We start from the raw sequence: 20,212 nt of genomic DNA, 5'->3' as shown, positions 1-20,212 counted from the left end.
ATGTTTATGACTTTGGCGATCATCGCTACCGTGCCGCTGCTGCTGGGCGTGATAACGATCTACATCGCCTATATAAACAGTGCCGAGCAAAGCGCACGTGCTTACTCACATCAAATCATGGAACAAATGAACATTCATCTAAACCGCAGCATATATGATTACGCGAAATTAACAACGGTTGCTTTGTACGATACGAACGTAATGGAAATATTGCGGAATCATAGCGGACCTTATCAATCTTCCATTTATACGAGCGCCGCCGAAAAATCAAAAATGAATCTGTTTATTTCGTCGTTATCTTTCGAAAAACCGGAGATTGTCGGAATCCGAATATTAGCGATGGACGGCAGCATTTTTGGAAGCGCGGATGAAAAACAGTCCGACCACTGGCTGTATGAGGAACATCCTTGGCTGAAAAGGGTGGTAGCGGAGGACGGGGAATTCGTAATTATTCCTCCTTACGAAATCAACTACTACAGCATCCGAAAAGCGCGTGTATTCTCCGTAGCCCGGCTGCTTAGAGAACCTTATACGCTTCGCCCGCTGGCGGTTGCAACGATCGATATCAACTCCAGCCTGATTTTTGGTAATTTGGAAAGCGTAACGTTCAGCAAAAACAGCAAGCTGCTTATTACCAACCATAACGGCGATATCTTTTACCCCAATAAGGCTGTTGATTTTACGTTGCCCGCCGATTTGCGCGACAACGGTTTAATCGATCTTCAAGGGGAAACCTATCTGTCCGTACTGCGGGAATCCAGCGACGAAACTTTAAACATCATAGGACTCATTCCGGTTAGCGACTTGCGTAAAAATGCCCAAGTTTTATTCGAGTATACGCTGCTTATTTCGGTGATTGCCCTCCTCATTGCTTACTTATTGGCCTACTTTGGCGCCAGAAATCTCATCAAGCCGATCAAGCACCTCCAGTTCAAGATGAAGAAAATTCAAATCGGCTTGTTCGGGGAACGTATCGAAATTCGCTCAAAGGATGAAATCGGCGATTTAATGAACGGATTTAATTCGATGGTCACCGAAATTGAACGATTGATCAAGGAAAACCTGGAAATCGGGCTGAGGGAACGGGAAGCCGAATTGTCGGCGCTGCAAAGCCAAATGAACCCTCATTTTTTGTACAATACGCTGGAAAACATCAATATGATGGCGTTGGAACAAAGCCATTTCGAAATATCCGGTGTTGTTTCTTCGTTGGGTAAGTTAATTCGGTATACCGTCAACAATAAGGTGATGTTTGTTCCGCTAAACGAAGAGCTGCGGTTTTTGGAAGCATATATGAAAATTTGTGCGACCCGCATTGGCGCGGGATTGATTTGGCGGATGCACGTTGATCCGATCTTGAAAACCAGCATCATCCCAAAGCTGATTATTCAGCCGCTTGTGGAAAATGCCGTCCAACATGGGATTCGCCAGCAGCCGGGTTGTATTGATTTGAATATATATCAGGAGGACGGAACCCTGTATATTGCCGTTAGTGATGATGGAGTTGGCATGAGCGCTGAGAAAAAGCTGGAGTTGATCCAAAGAATCGGTTTACCCGCTAACCCGCAGCAGGGGAAAAAAGAGTCGTTTGGCGGCCCGATTAAAGGCAACGCCTTATGGAATGTCAACCAGCGGATCAAACTTCTTTATGGACCGCAATTCGGTCTTTTCATCGATCAAGATTCGGATATAGGCAGCCGGTTTATGATTCAATTGCCTGTACGTTTGGAGGAAATAGAATGAGCACCATATTGTTGGTTGAAGACGAAGCATCGATCCGCAAAGGGTTGAAGAAATGCATTGAAACCGCGTTGGGCGGCTGGCGGATAACTTATGAAGCGGCCAACGGCGTGGAGGCATTGGATATTCTGAAGAAGGATTTACCGGAAATGATCATAACGGATATTTGTATGCCGCAAATGGACGGTATGGAGCTGATCCGAAAAGTTAGGGAAAGCCACCCTCACATACCTATTGTCATCATTAGCGGTTACGGTGAATTTCAATATGCCAAGCAGGCGCTGAAATACGACGTCATCGATTATTTGCTGAAGCCGATTGATTGGATGGAGCTTGTGCAAATTCTGGAAAAGATCAAAGAATCGCAGCAGCGGGGAGAACGGGGAGAAAGCCGTCATTCTGAGAAATCCGCCGATGCCGCTTTGACCGAGGAACATCCTGTCGTCAACAAAATCCAGCAGTACGTTCAAAACCGGCTCGATCAGGATATCTCTTTGCAGTATATTTCCGAGCATTTTCACTTGAATTATCAGTATATTTCCGCATTGTTTAAAGCCAAAACGGGTCAAACGTTTACGGAATACGTGACTGAAACACGGATGCGTAAAGCGAGGCGGCTTCTGAAGGAAACACATTTGAAAATATATGAAATCGCCGAGTTATGCGGCTATCAGGATGTCCGCCATTTCATGCTTACCTATAAAAAATTAAACGGGATGACACCAAGCGACTACCGGCGCGCTGCAGAATATTAAAAATACCGAAATAAACCGCACTATTTCTCGAATCCAAGCAATGATGCGGAAAGATTTCATTCGGTACAATAGATCTGTAAGCGTACTCAACTAAACATAGTGAGAGGGAGTTGCAAAAAAACATGAAAAGGAAAGTCCCGAAATTGGTTTCCACACTGCTGATCACGTCATTGCTGGCGGCAGGCTGCGGAGGGGGAGCCCCAGGAGCCCCAGCGGCCACTAGCGGTAATACGGAATCAAAAGCAGCGGAAAAAAAGGAACCCGTAAAATTAAAGCTGAGTTTATGGGGCGACGATCTTTACAAAAAAACATTGGAAGAAATGATTGAAAAATTCCGTCAAACCAACCCAAATGTCAGTGTTGAAGTCATTTTGATCCCGTTTACGGAATACCAGCAGAAGTTGTCGATTATGCTGGCTTCCAAATCGGGACCCGATATCGGATGGATGGCGTCGAGAATGATTCCGCAGTTTATGAATTCCAACCAGCTGCTTGATGTGTCGAGCATTGAAAAAGATGCCGATTACAACATCAAAGACATATACCCGTCAACGCTGGATTATATGAGAAAAGATGGGAAGCTGTACGGCGTTTCCTTTAATGCGGCTCCTTCCGTATTGTTTTTCAATAAAACGATGTTTAAGGAAAAAGGCTTGAAAAACCCGCTGGAGCTGTATAAGGAAGGAAAGTGGGATTACGATCAATACTTGGACGTAGCCAAAAAGCTGTCCGATCCGGCCAAGGGCGTATACGGTCTCAAGCTGGTCAAGGAATGGAACAATTGGTACGACATCCTGGTGAACCAAATATGGGCTTACGGCGCTGACATTATTGAAAATAACGGCACGAAGTTTTTGCTGAACTCGCCTGAAGGGGAGAAAGCGCTGCAAGTATATCAAGACATGATATTTAAAGATAAAATTCATCCCAAACCTGGGGATCAGACCGCTTTCGAGTCCGGAAATATCGCCATTTACCGTGATAAATACAGCTATGTGCGCAAAGCGGCGGACATTAAAAACTTCGAATGGGATATTGCGCCGCTGCCGGTCGGGCCGAAAAAGGACGCCCCGGTGGAAGTTGGCACTTCGGCATATGCCGTATTCAGCGATACGAAGCATCCTAAGGAAGCAACGGAACTGTTGAAATTTCTGACGAATAAAGAGTCGATGACTTATGCCATTAAGCTGCTGCCGCCAAGCCGGAAATCCGTGCAGGAGTCGGATGCGTTCCTGAAAGCGGCGGCTTCGCCGACACCAGAAGGAGTAAGGGCTTCGATTCTGGATAAGCTTCCGAATTCGCGGGTAAGCCACCTGCACCCGAATTGGCAGCAAATCGAATCGAAGATTCAGACTAATATCGATAGTCTTTATACGCAAAGCGACTCCGTGAAGGACATCTTAAACCGTATGGACAAAGAAATTACCCCATTGCTGAAATAATCTGATTCGGTGGACATAATGGCCGGTTTCGCGGCGGGAAGCAAGATGCGGCGAGGCCGGCTCCAACGAAAGGAGAACCCGATACCGATGGACAGATCAGCAATCAAACGGGGAGTTATCCCCCACACGGCTCCGGCAAAAATTAATAGACGAAAAAACAGCGACGGCTTGTTTGGCTATATCTTTATTTCGCCGATGGTCGCCGGGTACTTGTTTTTTCTGCTTGGCCCGATGGCGGCAGCTTTTGCGATGAGTTTTACGAATTGGTCGTTACTTAAGAAGCTTGAATTTATCGGATTTGCAAATTTCCGGAAGGCGTTTTTCGAAGATGCGTTATTTTGGAAGTCGGTTGTCAACTCGCTTGTATTTTCAGCGGGCTTTGTTCCGCTGGATTTGTCGCTGGCCCTGCTGCTGGCGATTGTGCTGAGGCGCAAGTGGCCGGGCATCGTATTTTTCCGGACGGCGATCTTCTCTCCGGTAGTCGTATCGATCGTTGTATGGGCTATTGTGTGGAAATACATATTCGCAACCGACCACGGGCTGGTCAACCAATTATTGCAGCTGGCCGGAATCGAAGGTCCGGCCTGGCTTTACAATGAGAGGCTGACGATGGGCGTCATCATTTTGGTTAGCGTATTAAAAAATGTCGGACTAAAGATGGTCATTTTTCTTGCTGCGCTCAACGACATACCGCAAATGTATTACGAAGCTGCAAAAATAGACGGTGCATCCGGATGGCGCAGCTTTCGGCATATTACGCTTCCGCTGATAACACCAGCCATCTTTTTGGCGGCGGTCATTACGATTATCGGCTCGTTGAAAATTTTCGGGCAGATCTTTGTCATGACCAAAGGCGGTCCGGGTACAAGCACCTACGTTATCGTTTATTACATCTATGAGGTCGCCTTCAAGCAGTACGATTTTGGATATGCTTCGGCGATTGCAGTCATGTTATTTGCGATGATTTTGCTGCTTACGCTCATTCAGTGGCATGCCAGAAAGAGGTGGATCCATTATGAACAGTAAAACATGGAGCGGAACGCTCACATACCTATTGCTTGCTGTAACTTCCGCGATCGTATTTTTGCCGTTCTACTGGATGCTGACAAATTCGTTGAAGGACCGCTCGCAAATTTTCATGTTTCCTCCGCAGTGGTATCCTCATCCGCTGGTATGGAGCAACTTTGCCGATTTGTTCAAGCGTATTCCGTTTCATCAATATTATTTCAACAGCATATACATTGCGGTCATCGTGACGATCGGCACATGCTTTTTCGCTTCCATATCCGGTTATGCCTTTGCCAAGCTGCACTTTCGGTTCAAGGACTTGATATTCCTGATGTTGTTAAGCAGCATGATGATACCGACGGAAGCGACGGTCATACCGCTGTTCATCTGGCTTTCCAAGCTGGGAATGGTCAATACGCATTTTCCGTTGATTGTTCCGCAAATTTTTGGATCCGGCGGCATATTCGGTATTTTTCTGTTCCGTCAATTTTATATCACCTTGCCCGATGAGCTGATGGAAGCGGCAAAAATGGACGGCTGCAATCCATGGCAAACGTTTGTTAAAGTGATGATGCCGCTCGGCGGTCCGATGTTTGCTACTTTGTCCATCTATTCGTTCCTGAACAGCTGGAATGATTTCTTCGAACCGCTTATCTTTATTAATTCGGACCATCTGTACACAATTCCACTGGCCATGTCCATGTTTACGGATCAGAGCGGAACCGAATGGCATTTGCTTATGGCTGCCGCTGTGCTGGCCGCTCTGCCGTTGCTGCTTGTGTTTGTTGCCGCCCAGAAGAGGTTTATCGAAGGTATTGCGATGACGGGTATGAAATAGCTCGATTTATAGGGGAGATGAGAAGGGCATGAAGATTACGAAGCTGGAACTGCTGCATGTAAAACCGCGTTGGCTGCTTTTAAAAATGCACACCGACGAAGGGATTATCGGTTACGGAGAACCGACGCTTGAAGGCAGGAGCCGTTCCGTCGAAATGTTTATCAAGGAATGTGAAGACTATTTGCTTGGACAGGACCCGCGTTATATCGAGCATCATTGCCAGGTTTTGTACCGCGGAGGATTTTATCGCGGAGGCCCCGTACAGATGAGCGCGATCAGCGGAATTGAGCAGGCGATGTGGGACATTAAGGGCAAATTCTACAATATGCCGGTGTATGAGATGCTCGGCGGTGCGTGCAGAACAAAAATCCGGATGTACTCGCACATTAAAAAAACCGCGATTGCCGGAGGTAACTCAGTGGATGAAATGGTCGCTATGGCGCTTGCCCGCCGCAGTGCGGGATATACGGCTGTCAAGTATTCAATCATTCCGCCGATCGCGCCGATCGATACGCTGCATGCCGTACGTGAAGCCGTGAACCGATTTGCGGCAGTACGCGAGGCGATTGGCGAGCAGATGGACCTGGCAATCGACTTTCACGGCAGAGTGAGCCCGGCTATGGCGATTCGTCTTGCCGCCGAACTGGAGCCTTATTATCCGATGTTTATTGAGGAGCCGTGTTTGCCGGAAAACGTTGATGCCATGGTTAATATTGCCCGCTCCACCCGTGTGCCGATTGCGGCGGGAGAGCGTTTATTCAGCAAGTGGGGTTTCCGTGAATTGATCGAAAAGCAGGCGGTCGCTATTGTTCAACCGGATACATGCCATGCGGGAGGCATTTTTGAAGGGCGGAAAATCGCCTCGATGGCGGAAATGTATTATATGACGATTGCGCCGCACAATCCGCTGGGCCCGGTTTCCCTGGCCGCTTGCTTGCAGCTCGACGCATGCACCCCTAATTTCCTCATTCAAGAGCATCCCGGCGCCGACGACTTGTCCGATTTGGGTGTCGGTTATTTGAAGACGCCATTTGAAGTTATTGACGGCTATATCGATGTGCCCAAGGGACCGGGTCTTGGCATTGAGCTGGACGAAGAGGCGATTCGCGGCAAGCTGTTCGACGGGAGCTGGGAAACACCGCTCATCTACCACGAGGATGGGTCGCTTGCCGATTGGTAATAAGCATTAAGCAAGCTATTGGCACATTTGCCGGATGGGAGTAGTGAACTGATGAAAATCATCGATCTGAAAACATTTGTAGTCGATTGCTTCCGAACCAATTTTGTATTCGTAAAGCTGTATACCGACGAGGGAATAACCGGTGTCGGAGAGGCGACTTTGGAATATAAAGAGCATGCCGTAACGGGCGCAATTGAAGATTTGAAAAGGTATTTAATCGGCAAAAGTCCGCTTGATATCGAAGCCCATTATCATAACATGTACCGCGATGCGTATTGGCGCGGCGGGCCGGTTCTGATGTCTGCGATCAGCGCGGTGGAGATGGCGATGTGGGATATAAACGGCAAGTCGTTAAACGTGCCGGTGTATCGTCTGATCGGGGGCAAATATCACGATAAAGTGAAGGTGTACGCCAACGGATGGTTCGCTGGAGCGAAGGAACCGGAACAATTTGCGGTAAAAGCCAAAGAAGCGGTAACACGGGGATTCAAGGGTTTAAAATGGGATCCGTTCGGAAAATCGTATATGACCATTTCCAACGAAGAGTTGGAAACCGCATTAGCGTGTATTGGCGCAGTCCGGGAGGCGGTGGGTTCGTCAGTTGATCTGTTTATTGAAGGTCATGGCCGCTTTAATGTGCCGACGGCAATTGAAATCGCCAAAGAAATCGCCTGCTTTAAGCCGGTATGGTTCGAGGAGCCGATCCCTCCCGATAATATCGCCGCCATGGCCGAAGTTCGGCGCAAGTCCCCTGTTGCTTTAGCCGGCGGAGAAAGAAGGTTCACCCGGTATGAATTTAAGGATGTGCTGGAGAAGCGGGCGCTTGACTACGTACAACCGGACATCAGCCACTCCGGCGGACTGATGGAAAGCAGGAAAATCGCCGCCATGGCCGAAACTTATTATATACCGTTTGCTCCCCATAATCCCAGCGGTCCGGTGGCTAACGCAGCAACGCTGCAGCTTGCGGCGTGCACGCCTAATTTTTTCTATCTGGAAATTATGGCTACCGACGTTCCATGGCGTAAAGAGATTACCGACGAGCACCTGCTGTTCGCGGACGGATATATGCATATTCCCGACTTGCCCGGGCTCGGCATTGAGCTGAACGAAGAAGCTGCTCTAAACTATCCTTATCAGCCGCATGATTTAAGGCACTATACCGGAAGTTTAACCGACATTCGTCCGCCGGAGTCCATGCCGTATTTTTAACTCCATCGTTTGCCGGTCATTTGATGCACTTGTACTGAGCTTGCCCTAGCGGCAAGCTTTTTTTCGTGAATCCCAAGCTTTAAGCAGCCCTATAGCGGCAATGTAAAAAAATGAAGGTCGCGAAATTTTCGCTGTAAATTATTTGTCGTCACGAATTTGAATTGCATATGGCGCTTACAAGCGATTGAGCACACGATCAAATTATTCTCACAGAAAGGAGGCATGCCATGAACGACGCAGTAGATAAGCCGATGCTTGCCGTGCCGGCAGCGGCTGCGGACAGCAAGGCGGCGCGGCGCCGAAAGCGGAATGCGCTAATGAAAAACTGGGAGCTGTATGTGCTCATCAGTCCGGTGCTGGCGTATTTCTTCATCTTTCATTATTTGCCGATGTACGGGGTGCAAATCGCTTTCAAGGACTTCATTGCCGTAAAAGGGATAACGGATAGTCCATGGGTCGGACTTAAACATTTCCAGCGTTTTTTCGACTCGTATTACGCTTGGCGTCTGATCCGCAATACGGTTGGCATCAGTTTATTCCAATTGGCCGTTGGTTTTCCCATACCGATCGTGCTGGCGATTCTGATGAACGAATTGCGCAGCGTGCGGTTTCGCAAAACCGTACAGACGGTCACTTATGCGCCGCATTTTTTATCGGCGGTTGTATTGGTAGGTATGATGATGGCTTTCTTATCGCCGCGCAACGGTTTACTCAATCAGCTGATTGTTACGTTCGGCGGTGAACCGATTGCATTTTTCTCCGAGGCGGGCTGGTTCAAAACACTTTACGTGTTATCGGACGTATGGCAAAATGCAGGGTGGGCGTCGATTATTTACATGGCTGCATTAGCGGGGATCGACCAGCAATTATACGAAGCGGCTGTTGTAGACGGGGCGAACAAATTCAGGAAGATCATCCATATTACGCTGCCAAGTCTGATGCCGACCGCGATCGTATTGTTGATTCTGAACGTCGGCCAACTGATGAGCGTCGGTTTTGAGAAGGTGTTCCTGATGCAAAACGATCTCAACCGCGAGGCGTCGGAGGTCATCTCGACCTATGTGTATACGCAAGGGCTGCTCGGTGCGCAGTACAGTTTCTCGGCGGCGGTCGGGCTGTTTAACTCGCTTGTCAATTTCTTCATGCTCATTTCCGTCAACCATCTTTCCAAAAAAGTAAGCCAGACAGGTCTGTGGTAAATAGGGGGGACCTCATGAAAAAAACGATCCGATCCGCCCGATGCGACCGGATATTCGATACGGCGAATATCTTCCTGCTGTCCGCCGTACTAACCGTCGTACTGTATCCGCTTGTATTTGTGCTGAGCGCATCAATCAGTGATCCGATGGCGGTCATGCAAGGCAAGGTATGGTTGTGGCCGAAGGGATTTAATTTGGATGCATACGCCCGCGTATTTCAAAATGCCGATATTTTAACCGGCTACCGCAACGTATTTGTGTATACGATAGTCGGGACGGCGTTAAATGTCGTATTAACCATTGCAGGTGCGTATCCGCTGTCTCGCAAAGATTTGGCCGGACGCAATGCGATGATGTTGTTTATTGTCTTCACGATGTTTTTCAGCGGCGGTCTGATACCGACGTACCTGGTCGTCAAAGCGATCGGACTGAAAGGCACGATGTGGGCGCTGCTGCTGCCGGGAGCCGTATCGGTGTTTAATCTGATCATCATGCGCACGTTTTTTCAAAATACGATCCCTGCGGAGCTGCAGGAATCGGCGGTGATGGACGGAGCGTCCAATTTCAGGATTTTGCTTGGCATCGTGCTTCCTTTGTCCATGCCTGTAATCGCTGTCATTATTTTGTATTATGCGGTTGGCCATTGGAACAGCTATTTTAACGCTTTAATTTATTTATCGGACCGCAGCATGTATCCGCTGCAGCTGATATTGCGCGAGCTGCTGATTATGAATCAGATGCAGGATATGATGTCCGGCGATTCCGATTCGGCGGCACGGCAGCAGATGCTGGCGGAAGTGCTTAAATACGCGGTGATCGTCGTCTCCAGTTTGCCGGTGCTGCTGCTGTACCCGTTTTTGCAGCGGTATTTTGTGAAAGGAATTATGATTGGCGCCATTAAAGGATAAATCAATTTTAATAGGGGGCTTGTAAAATGATGCAAAATCGAAAGCGTTGGGCTGCTTCCTCGGGTGCGCTGCTGCTCACTTCAGCACTGCTGGCGGCATGTACGGCCGGAGGTCCGGCAGGTAACGAAAGCAAGGGGAATGATTCGCCGAAAACGGCTGAACCGGCCTCCAAAACGCAGCCGTCCGGACTTAACGCCACTGGCTTTCCAATTGTGAACCAGCCGGTCACACTGACGATGATGTCTGCGAAAAACGCGCTGCACGCTGAGTGGAAAGACATGAAGGTGCTTCAAGAGTATGAGAAAAAAACAAATATCAAAATCCAATGGAATAGCGCTCCCGATAACGGGTTTATTGAACGGCGCAACATTGCGCTGGCCAGCGGCGATTTGCCGGATGCGTTTTATCGCGGCCAACTGACGACGATGGATATGGTGAACTACGGCACCCAAGGCATTTTAATCCCTCTTAACGACTTGATCGAGAAATATGCTCCGAATTTGAAAGCCGTGTTCCAGAAGTACCCTGAGGTGAAAAAGTCGATCACCGCTCCGGACGGCAAAATTTATGCGCTGCCGCAAGTCATTGATCATGTGTCTCCGCGGGCCACCAAGATGTTTATCAATAAAAAATGGCTTGATAAGCTGGGCCTCCCCATGCCGCAAACGACCGATGAGCTTTATACCACGTTCAAAGCGTTTAAGGAGAAAGATCCGAACGGGAATGGAAAGGCGGACGAGGTCCCGTGGTCCGGCGACAAGTCGGAGTTTAAATTATGGCTAGGTCTGCGTGGAGCTTGGGGACTTGGCAACGGGGGCAACAACGATAAAATCGACTTTGGGCCGGACGGAAAACTTCGCGTCTATGTGATGGATCCCCGGTATAAAGAGCTGCTGGAATTTATGGCGAAGATGTACAAGGACGGCCTTATCGACAAGGAAGTGTTTGCCCAAGATCCGCCTCAATTATACGCCAAGGGTTTTGCGCAAACCGTTGGTTCGGCCAGCGGCAACAATATCGGTTTTATCGTCGGGCCGAACTATGTGGATGATTATGTCGGCGTTCCCGCCTTGAAAGGGCCTCATGGCGATCAGCTGTTCAGCCCGGTCAGTCCGAATATTTTGTCGCAAGGCACCTTTGCGATTACGAGCAAAAACAAATATCCGGAAGCGACGATGCGTTGGGTTGATTTCTTCTACAGCGAAGAAGGGGCCAAGTTTTTGCGAATGGGGATCGAAGGCGAAACGTATAAAACGAACCCGGACGGCAGCGTGCAATACACGGATCTGATTGTGAAAAACCCGAACGGCTTGTCGCTCGATCAGGCGATCGGCCAATATACGACATGGCCGGGCGGCGGGGTACCGCTTTACATTGTCGAGAAAATCGACAAATCGGGCAATATGTATCCTACGGCGGTTGATGCCACCAAGCTGGTGGAGCCTTATATGCCGAAGAAGCTGCTTCCGCAGTTGCTGTTTACAAAAGAGGAGCAGGATCAAATCAACGTGCTTGGCACCGATATCAGCACTTATATTAACGAGATGCGGGTTAAATTCGTGACCGGAGCCGCTCCGTTCTCCGAATGGGACAATTATGTCAGCACGTTGAAAAAAATGAACGTAGATAAATGGCTGTCGCTCAACCAGACGGCATATGACCGTTTTACGAAAAATTAAGGTTTTCCGGTCCAATATAATATTTAATGGAAAACAAGGAGTGGAGACAATGGAGCAAGGTTTGCAGCAGGAGGCCGGAAAAGAACGTCAGGCGCTGCGTATTATAGATACCGATGTCCATAATACGTTAAACAGCAAAGCGGATCTGCTTGAATTTCTGCCGAAAGTATGGCATGCGCAATGGCTGGGAGGAGAATTGATCGGCAATCCGTTTTATTCTCCGCTTGGCGACGTCAACCGCAAGGATTCACGCACCGATGAAGGGGCCTACGGGGGCAGCGATCCCCACTATATGATCAAACATCACGTGGAACGTTACGGCATCGACTATGCCATATTAACCGGCCATGCCGCCGGCAGCTGCTCGCTGCATCCCGATCCCGACTTCGGGAATGCGGTTGCGTCGGCCTACAACGATCATTTGATCGAAGTATGGCTGAAGGCGGACCCGCGCTACAAAGGTTCGATGGTTATCAATTTCTCCGATCCCGATGCGGCTGTCCGAGAGATTGAGCGGGTGGGCACACATCCGGACATCGTGCAGATCATGATGTGCAGCGGGGCGCGTTTTCCGTTTGGTCAGAGGTATTATCATAAAATTTATGAAGCCGCCGAGCATTATGGGCTGCCGGTGGCGATTCATCCCGGTTCGGAAGGCAAAGGTGTCGCTTATCCTCCTACGCCCGCCGGGTATCCGACGCGTTATTTCGAATGGCATAACATACTGCCTATTAACTATATGGGACATATTAACAGTCTTGTATGCGAAGGGGTATTCGTCAAATTTCCGAAATTAAAGTTTGTCGCGATCGAAGGCGGTATTGCCTGGCTGCCGCACTTGATGTGGAGGATGGATAAAAATTATAAAGCGCTGCGGGATTCCGTACCTTGGCTGAAGAGACTGCCATCGGAATACATTAAGGAGCATATCCGGCTGACGACGCAGCCGATCGAAGAGCCGGGGAACCCCGAGGATCTGCTGCATATTTTACGGATGATCGAAGCGGAGAAAACCGTGATGTTCTCATCCGACTATCCGCACTGGGATTTCGACAATCCGCAAATGGCGCTTCCGCCGATGCCCCGCGATTTGAAACGGCGGATCCTGTCGGAGACGGCCATGGAGTTATACGGCTTACTACCGGATGGAAAGCGGGAGCAGCGGACATGAACAAATACCGGGTAGCCAAAATCGATGAAATTCCCGTAGGCGGCAAAAAGATCGTCAAAGTCAAAGAAATCGAATATGGAATCTATAATATCGGCGGACAGCTATACGCGTGGCGTAACGTATGTCCTCATGCGGGAGCGCCCGTGTGCGCCGGAGTGGTGTGCGGGACTCGAATGCCTTCCCTTGTCTATGAATACATTTATGGACGGGATCAGGAAATTCTTCGTTGTCCGTGGCATGGATGGGAGTTTGATTTGAAGACAGGCGAGCATCTCGTGGACCCGGAGACCAAGCTGAGAAGAGGCAAGGTCGAAGTGGGCGGAGCAGATAAGGCCGCCGGCACTGAAGCGGCGGGAACGGGACTCCATAATGAAAATCTGGAAAAAGGCATTCTGGAAGCGGATCAAGATGATGTTTACCTGCTTCTGTAAGGTGATGGAGGTTTTTGGCACCGCTTTGTCGAAGATAAAGTTAATAAGAACGATCTGAATCATCATCAGTTTGAAGAAAACGGAGCGAATGTCCGATGATGAATGTCTTCCGCCGCTTCAGGTTCCGAAGCAACCGATCCATCCGGTTTTATAAATATTTTTTGTCGTACGTGCTAATCGTCTTGATCTTGCTTTCCGTTACCGGCGTTGCCGTGTACAGTCATTTCCTGCAAGTGTTCAAAGAGGAAGTGGAAAATGCCAACGTCGCCGCATTAATGCAGGTGCGCGACACGATGGATGTGCGTTTTAAAGAAATGCAGCGGATTGCTTTGCAGATCGCCGAAAATCAGCAGCTGACGCCTTATGCGCTGAACAATTCCGGATATGATTGGTACCATTCGGTGAACGAATTAAATAAATACCGGTTTGGCAACACCTTTTTGTCCAATCTGGGGATTGTCCTTAATCGCGCTCCGGAACGGAGGTTGTTTACGGCGGACGGCGTTTATCAGATGCATTATTTTTTCAACAACGTTTTCCGCTACGAGCATTGGAATGAAGAGGAGTTCGTGCAAACAAGCGCATCTATTAACAGGCCGCTGATCCGTCCGGTGGAAAATATATCGCTTAACAACGGCGCCTCCAGGCAGCGGTTCGCGACTTATTTGTATCCGCTTCCAGCCAATACGGAAAATCCGTATGCCACCGTCGTCTTTTTCCTGAACGAACAGACGGTGAACGATTACGTCAGCCCTTTCCTGCAAAAATACAACGGAGCGTTTTTCCTGGTCGATGAAAAAGACCGGCCGATTGTTACCGCAGGCGGCGAATGGAACGCCGAAGAGCTGAAAGCGGTGTGGAGCCGGATTTCCGCCGCCCAGCTTCAAAGGCAGATCAACTCGCTTGTTCTGCAGCAATCCAATTATTCGGTCGTAAAGCTGCCGTCAACTGTCAACGGGTGGACCTACGTCACGCTGATTCCGTCGGACAAATTTCTTCAGCCTGTGCAGTCCACACAGCAAATCATTACGGCGGTTTTTGTTTCGTTGTTGTTTTTAGGCCTCGTATTGTCTTTTTTGCTGGCCAATATTAATTACCGGAAGCTGCGCGAGCTGGTGACGATTTTCGGAGAGCGTGCCGGAGACAAGGCCACAAACGGAAGCGGGGACGAATTCGATTACTTGTCGGACGCTTTACGCGAAACGACCCGCCATGAAACGATGATGGCAAGACTGAACAGCCGGACCGGCTTGCTGCGGGAAAAGCTGCTGTTGTCATTGCTGCAGGGGAAATCAGACCGCTTGTACGAACTGGATAATTTGTTCGAAATGTCGGGCGTTCATTTTGTTCATTCTCATTTCAAAGTGATGATTTTGGAAATCGACGACGCTTTTGCTTTTCAGCGCGGGTATTCGGCCAATATGCAGGACCTGCTGAAGTTTAGCGTAATCAATGTAACGGAAGAGCTGATCGGAGAAATCGGCAAAGGGTTTGGAATCGACCTTGCCGAAGAGCGCGGCATTGCCGTGGTGATGAACATTCCGAAAATGTCCGACGAAGACAGCGAGATTCGCGGTATTGCCGTCAAGATCCAGCAGTTTTTCAAAAGCTATTACAAGTTCTCGTTAAGCATTGGCATCGGACGCAGCTGCCAGCAGCTCGATGAGCTGCGGTCGTCATTTGTCGATGCGGAGCGCGCTTTATATTATCGGTTTCTTAAAGGAAACGAGCAGGTATTGATCTACGAGCAGCTTTATACCGAAGATGCAGCCTCCAAGTTATCCGGTTATCCGGTCAATATGGAGGAGCAGTTGGTCAAGGCAATCCGTCAAGGGAAAGCGGATGAGGCGGAGCGGGCGATCGGCGATATATTGTCTGCGATCGCTGCTAAATCGGCCACGCCGGCAGCGGCGGAAGCTTCGTGTAAAGGGCTGATTCATCTGCTGATTCGGACGATCGATGAATGGGAGGATGCCAAGGACTTCAGGCTTGAAGTGGAGGAACTGCTCACGAACTCCTACGTGACCATAGAACGCCTGGAATATGAGCTTGTCCGTATATGCAGAACATTGTGCGATACGTTAATGATGAAAAAAGAGAGCCATAATTTTGAGCTTCGCGACAATATATTATCGTTTATTGAAGCTCATTATGCGGACAACAGTCTGACCTTGGAAAACATTGCGGCGCGTTTCGGCGTTTCCCCGTCGTATATTACCCGCTTCGTCAAGGATCAGACCGGGCTGCCGCTGATTCGTTATTTAGGCCAGGTGCGCATGCAAAAGGCTAAGGCGATGCTGCGCACAACATCGTTCACAGTAACGGAAATTGCCGAACGAATCGGTTATGTCGATACGATGAATTTTATCCGCAATTTCAAAAAGACGGAAGGCGTCACCCCGGCGCGTTACCGCGAGCTGTCAAGTGATAAGGGATCGCAGATCGCCGGATCGGAAGAATAAAGAGCTTCCGAAAAGAGTGAAACAGCTATACCGATTCCAAATATTAAATTGAGGGGATGAGATATCGTGATCACGTTGGGAATTGTCGGCGCAGGGTCGTTTTCCAAGCAATTTGTGCCTTTGTTTCAAGCGCATCCGTTGATTCGGGACGTATCCGTTACGGATTTGCTGCCGGAAAGAAGCGAATGGTTTAAAAGCCGCTTTGGCATCCGAAGTTACGCTTCCTTCGAAGATATGCTCAATAGCGATGTCAATGCGATTGCGATATTCACTCAGCGCCATCTGCACGGTCCGCTGGCGATTCAGGCGCTGCAGGCGGGCAAACATGTGTACAGCGCGGTACCTATGGCGGATAAAATCGAAGAGATTCAAGGCATCGTTCAGTTGGCCGCTCATTCCGGGCTCATCTACATGCTGGGGGAAACCGCTTATTATTATCCTGCCGCTTTATTTTGCCGCGAGGAACAACGTAAAGGTTCGTTTGGCGATTTTGTTTACGCCGAAGCCCAGTATTATCATGATATGGAGCATGGATTCTATGAAGCCTTCCAGCATTCCGGCGGCGAACAATGGAAACGAGCGGCGGGAGTGCCGCCGATGCATTACCCGACGCATTCGATTGGGGCGCTGGTGTCGGCGACAGGAGCTTATGTTCAAAAAGTATCCTGCTTTGGATACAAGGACGACAGGCATCCCGACGAGGTATTCGGGCATGGGAAAAACGATTGGGACAATCCATTTTCCAATGAAACCGCTATTCTGCACATGTCCAACGGCGGGATATGCCGCGCCAACGAATACAGGCGGGTAGGAATCAAGAAATCGACCTCATACATCGGCACCTTCTACGGAACAAAAGGGAGTTACGAATGGGCGTATGCGGACCATTACTTTGTGCGATCGGAAGGCAGTGCGATGAAGGTCAGCAATGTCAGCAAGCTTCTCAACTCTGCGGAGCTCGAAAGCCACCGGAATGATCCTGATTTCACCGATCAGGTGGCTAACGGCAAATACGATTATGTATCGATGAGTCCGATTATGAATGCCGGCCGGCTGCCGCAGCAGTTTGAAAAACTGGAAGCGGGCCACCGGGGCGTGCACAAATTTTTGGTGGACGATTTCGCCAAAGCGGTTCACACCGGTAAACTCCCGCCAAACCATGCCTGGGCGGCGGCAAGATACAATATTCCCGGTATCGTCGCCCATCAATCCGCGATGCGTGACGGGGAGGCGCTGGCCGTACCCGATCTGGGCGATGCGCCTGCGGAGTGGGCATTGTTGGATCCGGAGGCTGCCGTATGAACCATATGAGCGAAAAAGCGGATGTTGTCATCGTAGGAGGTACGCCAAGCGGCATCGCCTGTGCCGTACGCTGCGCCCGTGAAGGGCTGCGTGTCGTGTTGGTCAGCTTTATGAATCAGCTGGGCGGTGTGATGAGCTCCGGATTGGGAGTGACCGACAACGTATACGACGGTTTCCGGGCACCGGTATACAATTTATTTGTCAGCAATGTGCGGGAATATTACCGGACCGCCTACGGAGACGGTTCCCAGCAATATGAGCAATGTTACGTGAACGGAAAGCTGCATGTTGAGCCGCATGTGGCGCAGCGGGTATTTACGGAACTCGTACATGCGGAAGAGGGAATATCGGTTCTATACCGGTATTTCCCCGTTTCCGTGGAACGTTCGGGCGCAATGCTGTCGGCTGTTACCCTGCAAAGCTTCGAGGGAGCGGAGACAATCCGGATTGAAGCAGGCGCTTTTGTCGATGCGAGTTATGAGGGCGATCTTGCCGCTTTGGCGGGAACGGAAATGCGAACCGGAAGGGAAGGAAGAAACGAATACGCAGAACCCCATGCGGGAAAATTGTTCGTTTTTCCGGGCAGCGGCCCTATTTCGGAAGAAGCCGTCGCCGGTCTAACGGTGGTACCGTCGGATGACGGTCAACGAATCTATGTTGACCCGACAGGCGAAGGAGACGATGCGTTTCAGGCTTATAATTTCCGGGTGTGCTTGACATGTGATCCGGAAAATCGCGTATATCCGGCACGTCCGGACACTTATGACAGAACGCTTTATTTGGGGCTGGCGCAGAAGCCGGAGGAAAACAGCAAAGATACGTTTGTTTTGCGAAGTCATTTAATGCTTGGCGGCGGCCATTGGTCTTTAAAGAGCCATATCCCTAACGATAAGCTGACCTGGAACGATCCTTTGCTGCTGGGCGCAAACCTGGAGTATCCGGCTGCCGGCTGGCGGCGGCGGGAAGAAATCGTCCGTGAACATGAGGAGTTTGCATTGGGGATGCTTTATTTTTTGCAAAACGACCTTGTTGTCAGTCGAGAAGTGCGGCAGGAGGCGCTGCGCTGGGGGCTTCCCAAAGACGAATTCGCGGATAACGGGCATTTTCCGTATGAAATATTGGTGCGTGAGGGAAGGCGAATGGCTGGGCGTTACGTATTTACGGAACATGACGGCTTGCCCGCACCCGGTCTGGAAAGAACTCCGGTTCATGCCGATTCGGCAGGCATTGCCGATTGGCCGATCAGCTCGCATGATTGCACGGCAGACCGTCGTCCGGGGAGCTTAAACGACGGAACGCTGAATTTGTCGGGGATCTCACGGACCGCGCAAATACCGTATCGCTCCATGCTGCCCCAACATTTGGACAATCTGCTGGTAACGATATGTTTATCGTGCTCGCACATCGGTTGGGGAACTCTGCGGCTGGAGCCTGTGTTCATGCAGCTGGGAGAATCCGCGGCATTGGCCGTCTCGTTGGCTCGAGAAAGCGGGACGCCTCCCGGAAAATTGGATGCGGATTCGGTAGTGCGTAAACTGGCGGAAAACCGGGTTATGATCAGCTATTTCGCGGATATTGACGGGCTGATGCCGCAGGAACGGCTGATTGCCCTGCAGTATTTCGGAACAAAAGGTTTTTTTGATTCCTATACGTCGGGATGGGATGAGCCCCTTGATGCTCATACCGCAGAGGTCTGGATCAAAGCGTTTGGTGATCTGCTCGCAGGTGTATCGAATCCGCTGGAAATCGCACGTAAGCTGGGGGACAAGCAGCGCGGGACGCAGCCGCTCAGCGGGTCGGCATGGTTCGGGCTGCTGGAACAAGAGTTGGCTGCCCGCGGTTGTGACGCCGCATTACGGCCATCCGATCTCAAAGAGCGGACGATGGTGACAAGAGGAGACACTTGCTGCTTGTTGTACCGTATCCTGACCCCGACAACAGGGTAAGGAAGGAATTGTGGCTGATCGGCGGCTTCACGCGCTAAACTTTTCGGTAAGTGTTGAATACTTACATGCGCTTTCTTCTGTGAGTGATGTTTACCAGCACGCATTAAACTCATCGGTAAGTGAGGTTCACCTACACACGATAAGCTCTTCGGTATGCCGAAGGGCTTGTTTGCATGTGCTGTGTGAACACGCGGCTGAAATAAAACGCATTCTGGTAGCCGCATTGTTCGGCGATTATGTCCAGCGTATCTTCGGTGTCAACGAGCAGACGCCGTGCCTTGGCTAATCGAACGGCGGTTGCATAACGAATCGGCGTCATGCCGTAGGCCGCGCGGAAACGCCGCGTCAGCTGGGAATCGGCGACTCCCAGTTTCAGGGCCAGAGCTTGCAGAGACAGATCGTTCATGCCAAGATGCTGCTCGATATAAGCGGCGGCCTGCCGCATCAGCGGATCGGCTTTTTCGTTTTTGCGCTGCCGGGCCTTTTCAGTTTCGCGTCGCGCCAAATAAAGCAGGTCCCGAATCAGATGGACGGCCTCTTGCTTACTGCGTTCCTCGGCATGCTGCTCTTGCCATTCGCGCAAATAAGCGTACGTCGAGCCAAGCCTTCCGACATCATGAATGCTCATTTTGCCGGGGAGCCAATGGCCATCCCCCCGCCACTCGATAAAATGAAACGAAAGTTTCTCCAGCGTCTTGCGCTGCAGCCGTTTGCCCGGCGGGCAAATGACGAGATCGCCGAATTCCGCTTCCTCCCAGGTTGCCCCTTCCTCATCAAACCTAAATGCAAACCGGCCGCTTTGCGCGGATAAGATAACCCAGCCCTCGTACATATCTTCCGGCAGCGTAAACTGTTCTCTGAACCCGCTGAAATGGTAGCGGATCAGCTCCATATCTGTGTCCATCGGTATCCCAACCTAACGTATGCAAGATGCAAAAA

16 protein-coding genes are annotated in these 20,212 nt (G+C 50.0%); 15 read left to right on the top strand and 1 reads right to left on the bottom strand.

The genetic code is table 11. The features are described from left to right. From EYB31_RS24995 to EYB31_RS24925, 15 genes are all read left to right on the top strand, one after another. The gene (locus EYB31_RS24995; protein WP_165452606.1) at positions 1-1,743 is read left to right on the top strand and encodes a sensor histidine kinase; all 1,743 of its coding nucleotides are present in this window, start codon (positions 1-3) and stop codon (positions 1,741-1,743) included. Next, positions 1,740-2,495 (top strand): response regulator transcription factor, encoded by a 756-nt coding sequence (locus EYB31_RS24990; protein ID WP_165452605.1) that lies wholly within the window; start codon positions 1,740-1,742, stop codon positions 2,493-2,495. Before EYB31_RS24995 ends, EYB31_RS24990 begins: the two co-directional genes overlap by 4 nt. Before the next feature lie 122 nt (positions 2,496-2,617). Further along, on the top strand, positions 2,618-3,937 hold the full coding sequence (locus tag EYB31_RS24985) for an ABC transporter substrate-binding protein (protein ID WP_131016158.1): 1,320 nt from the start codon (positions 2,618-2,620) through the stop codon (positions 3,935-3,937). Positions 3,938-4,024: 87 nt separating this feature from the next. Continuing rightward, positions 4,025-4,963, top strand: coding sequence for a carbohydrate ABC transporter permease (locus EYB31_RS24980; protein ID WP_131016157.1), 939 nt, complete (start codon positions 4,025-4,027; stop codon positions 4,961-4,963). After that, positions 4,953-5,783 carry a carbohydrate ABC transporter permease gene (locus EYB31_RS24975; RefSeq protein WP_240762822.1) on the top strand — a complete coding sequence of 277 codons (831 nt, stop codon included), beginning with the start codon at positions 4,953-4,955 and terminating at the stop codon, positions 5,781-5,783. The genes EYB31_RS24980 and EYB31_RS24975 overlap by 11 nt, the downstream gene beginning before the upstream one ends. Before the next feature lie 28 nt (positions 5,784-5,811). Beyond that, entirely contained in the window at positions 5,812-6,963 is a 1,152-nt protein-coding gene (gene dgoD, locus EYB31_RS24970; protein WP_131016155.1) for a galactonate dehydratase, read from the top strand. 51 nt (positions 6,964-7,014) lie between these two features. Beyond that, complete coding sequence (gene dgoD, locus EYB31_RS24965) at positions 7,015-8,175, top strand: galactonate dehydratase (RefSeq protein WP_131016154.1); 1,161 nt, start codon at positions 7,015-7,017, stop codon at positions 8,173-8,175. A gap of 227 nt (positions 8,176-8,402) precedes the next feature. After that, on the top strand, positions 8,403-9,374 hold the full coding sequence (locus EYB31_RS24960; RefSeq protein ID WP_131016153.1) for an ABC transporter permease: 972 nt from the start codon (positions 8,403-8,405) through the stop codon (positions 9,372-9,374). Between the two features lie 14 nt (positions 9,375-9,388). Continuing rightward, positions 9,389-10,282, top strand: a complete 894-nt coding sequence (locus EYB31_RS24955; RefSeq protein WP_131016152.1) for a carbohydrate ABC transporter permease — start codon at positions 9,389-9,391, stop codon at positions 10,280-10,282. 26 nt (positions 10,283-10,308) lie between these two features. Next, entirely contained in the window at positions 10,309-11,961 is a 1,653-nt protein-coding gene (locus EYB31_RS24950) for an extracellular solute-binding protein (RefSeq protein WP_131016151.1), read from the top strand. A 49-nt stretch (positions 11,962-12,010) separates the two neighbouring features. Beyond that, positions 12,011-13,132, top strand: a complete 1,122-nt coding sequence (locus EYB31_RS24945; RefSeq protein ID WP_131016150.1) for an amidohydrolase family protein — start codon at positions 12,011-12,013, stop codon at positions 13,130-13,132. Continuing rightward, positions 13,129-13,563: a Rieske (2Fe-2S) protein gene (locus EYB31_RS24940; protein ID WP_131016149.1), complete on the top strand. Its 435-nt coding sequence runs from the start codon at positions 13,129-13,131 to the stop codon at positions 13,561-13,563. The genes EYB31_RS24945 and EYB31_RS24940 overlap by 4 nt, the downstream gene beginning before the upstream one ends. Positions 13,564-13,658: 95 nt before the next feature. Then, a complete protein-coding gene (locus EYB31_RS24935) occupies positions 13,659-16,025 on the top strand; it encodes a helix-turn-helix domain-containing protein (protein ID WP_131016148.1) in 2,367 nt (788 codons plus the stop codon). A gap of 66 nt (positions 16,026-16,091) precedes the next feature. Then, a complete protein-coding gene (locus EYB31_RS24930) occupies positions 16,092-17,327 on the top strand; it encodes a Gfo/Idh/MocA family protein (RefSeq protein WP_206105499.1) in 1,236 nt (411 codons plus the stop codon). After that, positions 17,324-19,273: an FAD-dependent oxidoreductase gene (locus EYB31_RS24925; protein ID WP_131016146.1), complete on the top strand. Its 1,950-nt coding sequence runs from the start codon at positions 17,324-17,326 to the stop codon at positions 19,271-19,273. The genes EYB31_RS24930 and EYB31_RS24925 overlap by 4 nt, the downstream gene beginning before the upstream one ends. Positions 19,274-19,403: 130 nt before the next feature. Here EYB31_RS24925 and EYB31_RS24920 read toward each other — a convergent pair whose 3' ends face one another. Further along, entirely contained in the window at positions 19,404-20,177 is a 774-nt protein-coding gene (locus EYB31_RS24920; protein WP_131016145.1) for a helix-turn-helix domain-containing protein, read from the bottom strand. Positions 20,178-20,212 lie beyond the last annotated feature (35 nt).

This window comes from Paenibacillus thalictri (genome assembly GCF_004307995.1).
Taxonomy (GTDB): Bacteria; Bacillota; Bacilli; order Paenibacillales; family NBRC-103111; genus Paenibacillus_AF; species Paenibacillus_AF thalictri.
Note: the sequence above shows the minus strand (reverse complement) of the source record. Positions and strands in the feature narration are given on the sequence as shown.

Coding starts and splice junctions, on each gene's coding strand:
- EYB31_RS24995 (WP_165452606.1), top strand. CDS start 1: ATGTTTATGACTTTGGCGATCATCGCTACCGTGCCGCTGCTGCTGGGC.
- EYB31_RS24990 (WP_165452605.1), top strand. CDS start 1,740: ATGAGCACCATATTGTTGGTTGAAGACGAAGCATCGATCCGCAAAGGG.
- EYB31_RS24985 (WP_131016158.1), top strand. CDS start 2,618: ATGAAAAGGAAAGTCCCGAAATTGGTTTCCACACTGCTGATCACGTCA.
- EYB31_RS24980 (WP_131016157.1), top strand. CDS start 4,025: ATGGACAGATCAGCAATCAAACGGGGAGTTATCCCCCACACGGCTCCG.
- EYB31_RS24975 (WP_240762822.1), top strand. CDS start 4,953: ATGAACAGTAAAACATGGAGCGGAACGCTCACATACCTATTGCTTGCT.
- dgoD (WP_131016155.1), top strand. CDS start 5,812: ATGAAGATTACGAAGCTGGAACTGCTGCATGTAAAACCGCGTTGGCTG.
- dgoD (WP_131016154.1), top strand. CDS start 7,015: ATGAAAATCATCGATCTGAAAACATTTGTAGTCGATTGCTTCCGAACC.
- EYB31_RS24960 (WP_131016153.1), top strand. CDS start 8,403: ATGAACGACGCAGTAGATAAGCCGATGCTTGCCGTGCCGGCAGCGGCT.
- EYB31_RS24955 (WP_131016152.1), top strand. CDS start 9,389: ATGAAAAAAACGATCCGATCCGCCCGATGCGACCGGATATTCGATACG.
- EYB31_RS24950 (WP_131016151.1), top strand. CDS start 10,309: ATGATGCAAAATCGAAAGCGTTGGGCTGCTTCCTCGGGTGCGCTGCTG.
- EYB31_RS24945 (WP_131016150.1), top strand. CDS start 12,011: ATGGAGCAAGGTTTGCAGCAGGAGGCCGGAAAAGAACGTCAGGCGCTG.
- EYB31_RS24940 (WP_131016149.1), top strand. CDS start 13,129: ATGAACAAATACCGGGTAGCCAAAATCGATGAAATTCCCGTAGGCGGC.
- EYB31_RS24935 (WP_131016148.1), top strand. CDS start 13,659: ATGATGAATGTCTTCCGCCGCTTCAGGTTCCGAAGCAACCGATCCATC.
- EYB31_RS24925 (WP_131016146.1), top strand. CDS start 17,324: ATGAACCATATGAGCGAAAAAGCGGATGTTGTCATCGTAGGAGGTACG.
- EYB31_RS24920 (WP_131016145.1), bottom strand. CDS start 20,177: ATGGACACAGATATGGAGCTGATCCGCTACCATTTCAGCGGGTTCAGA.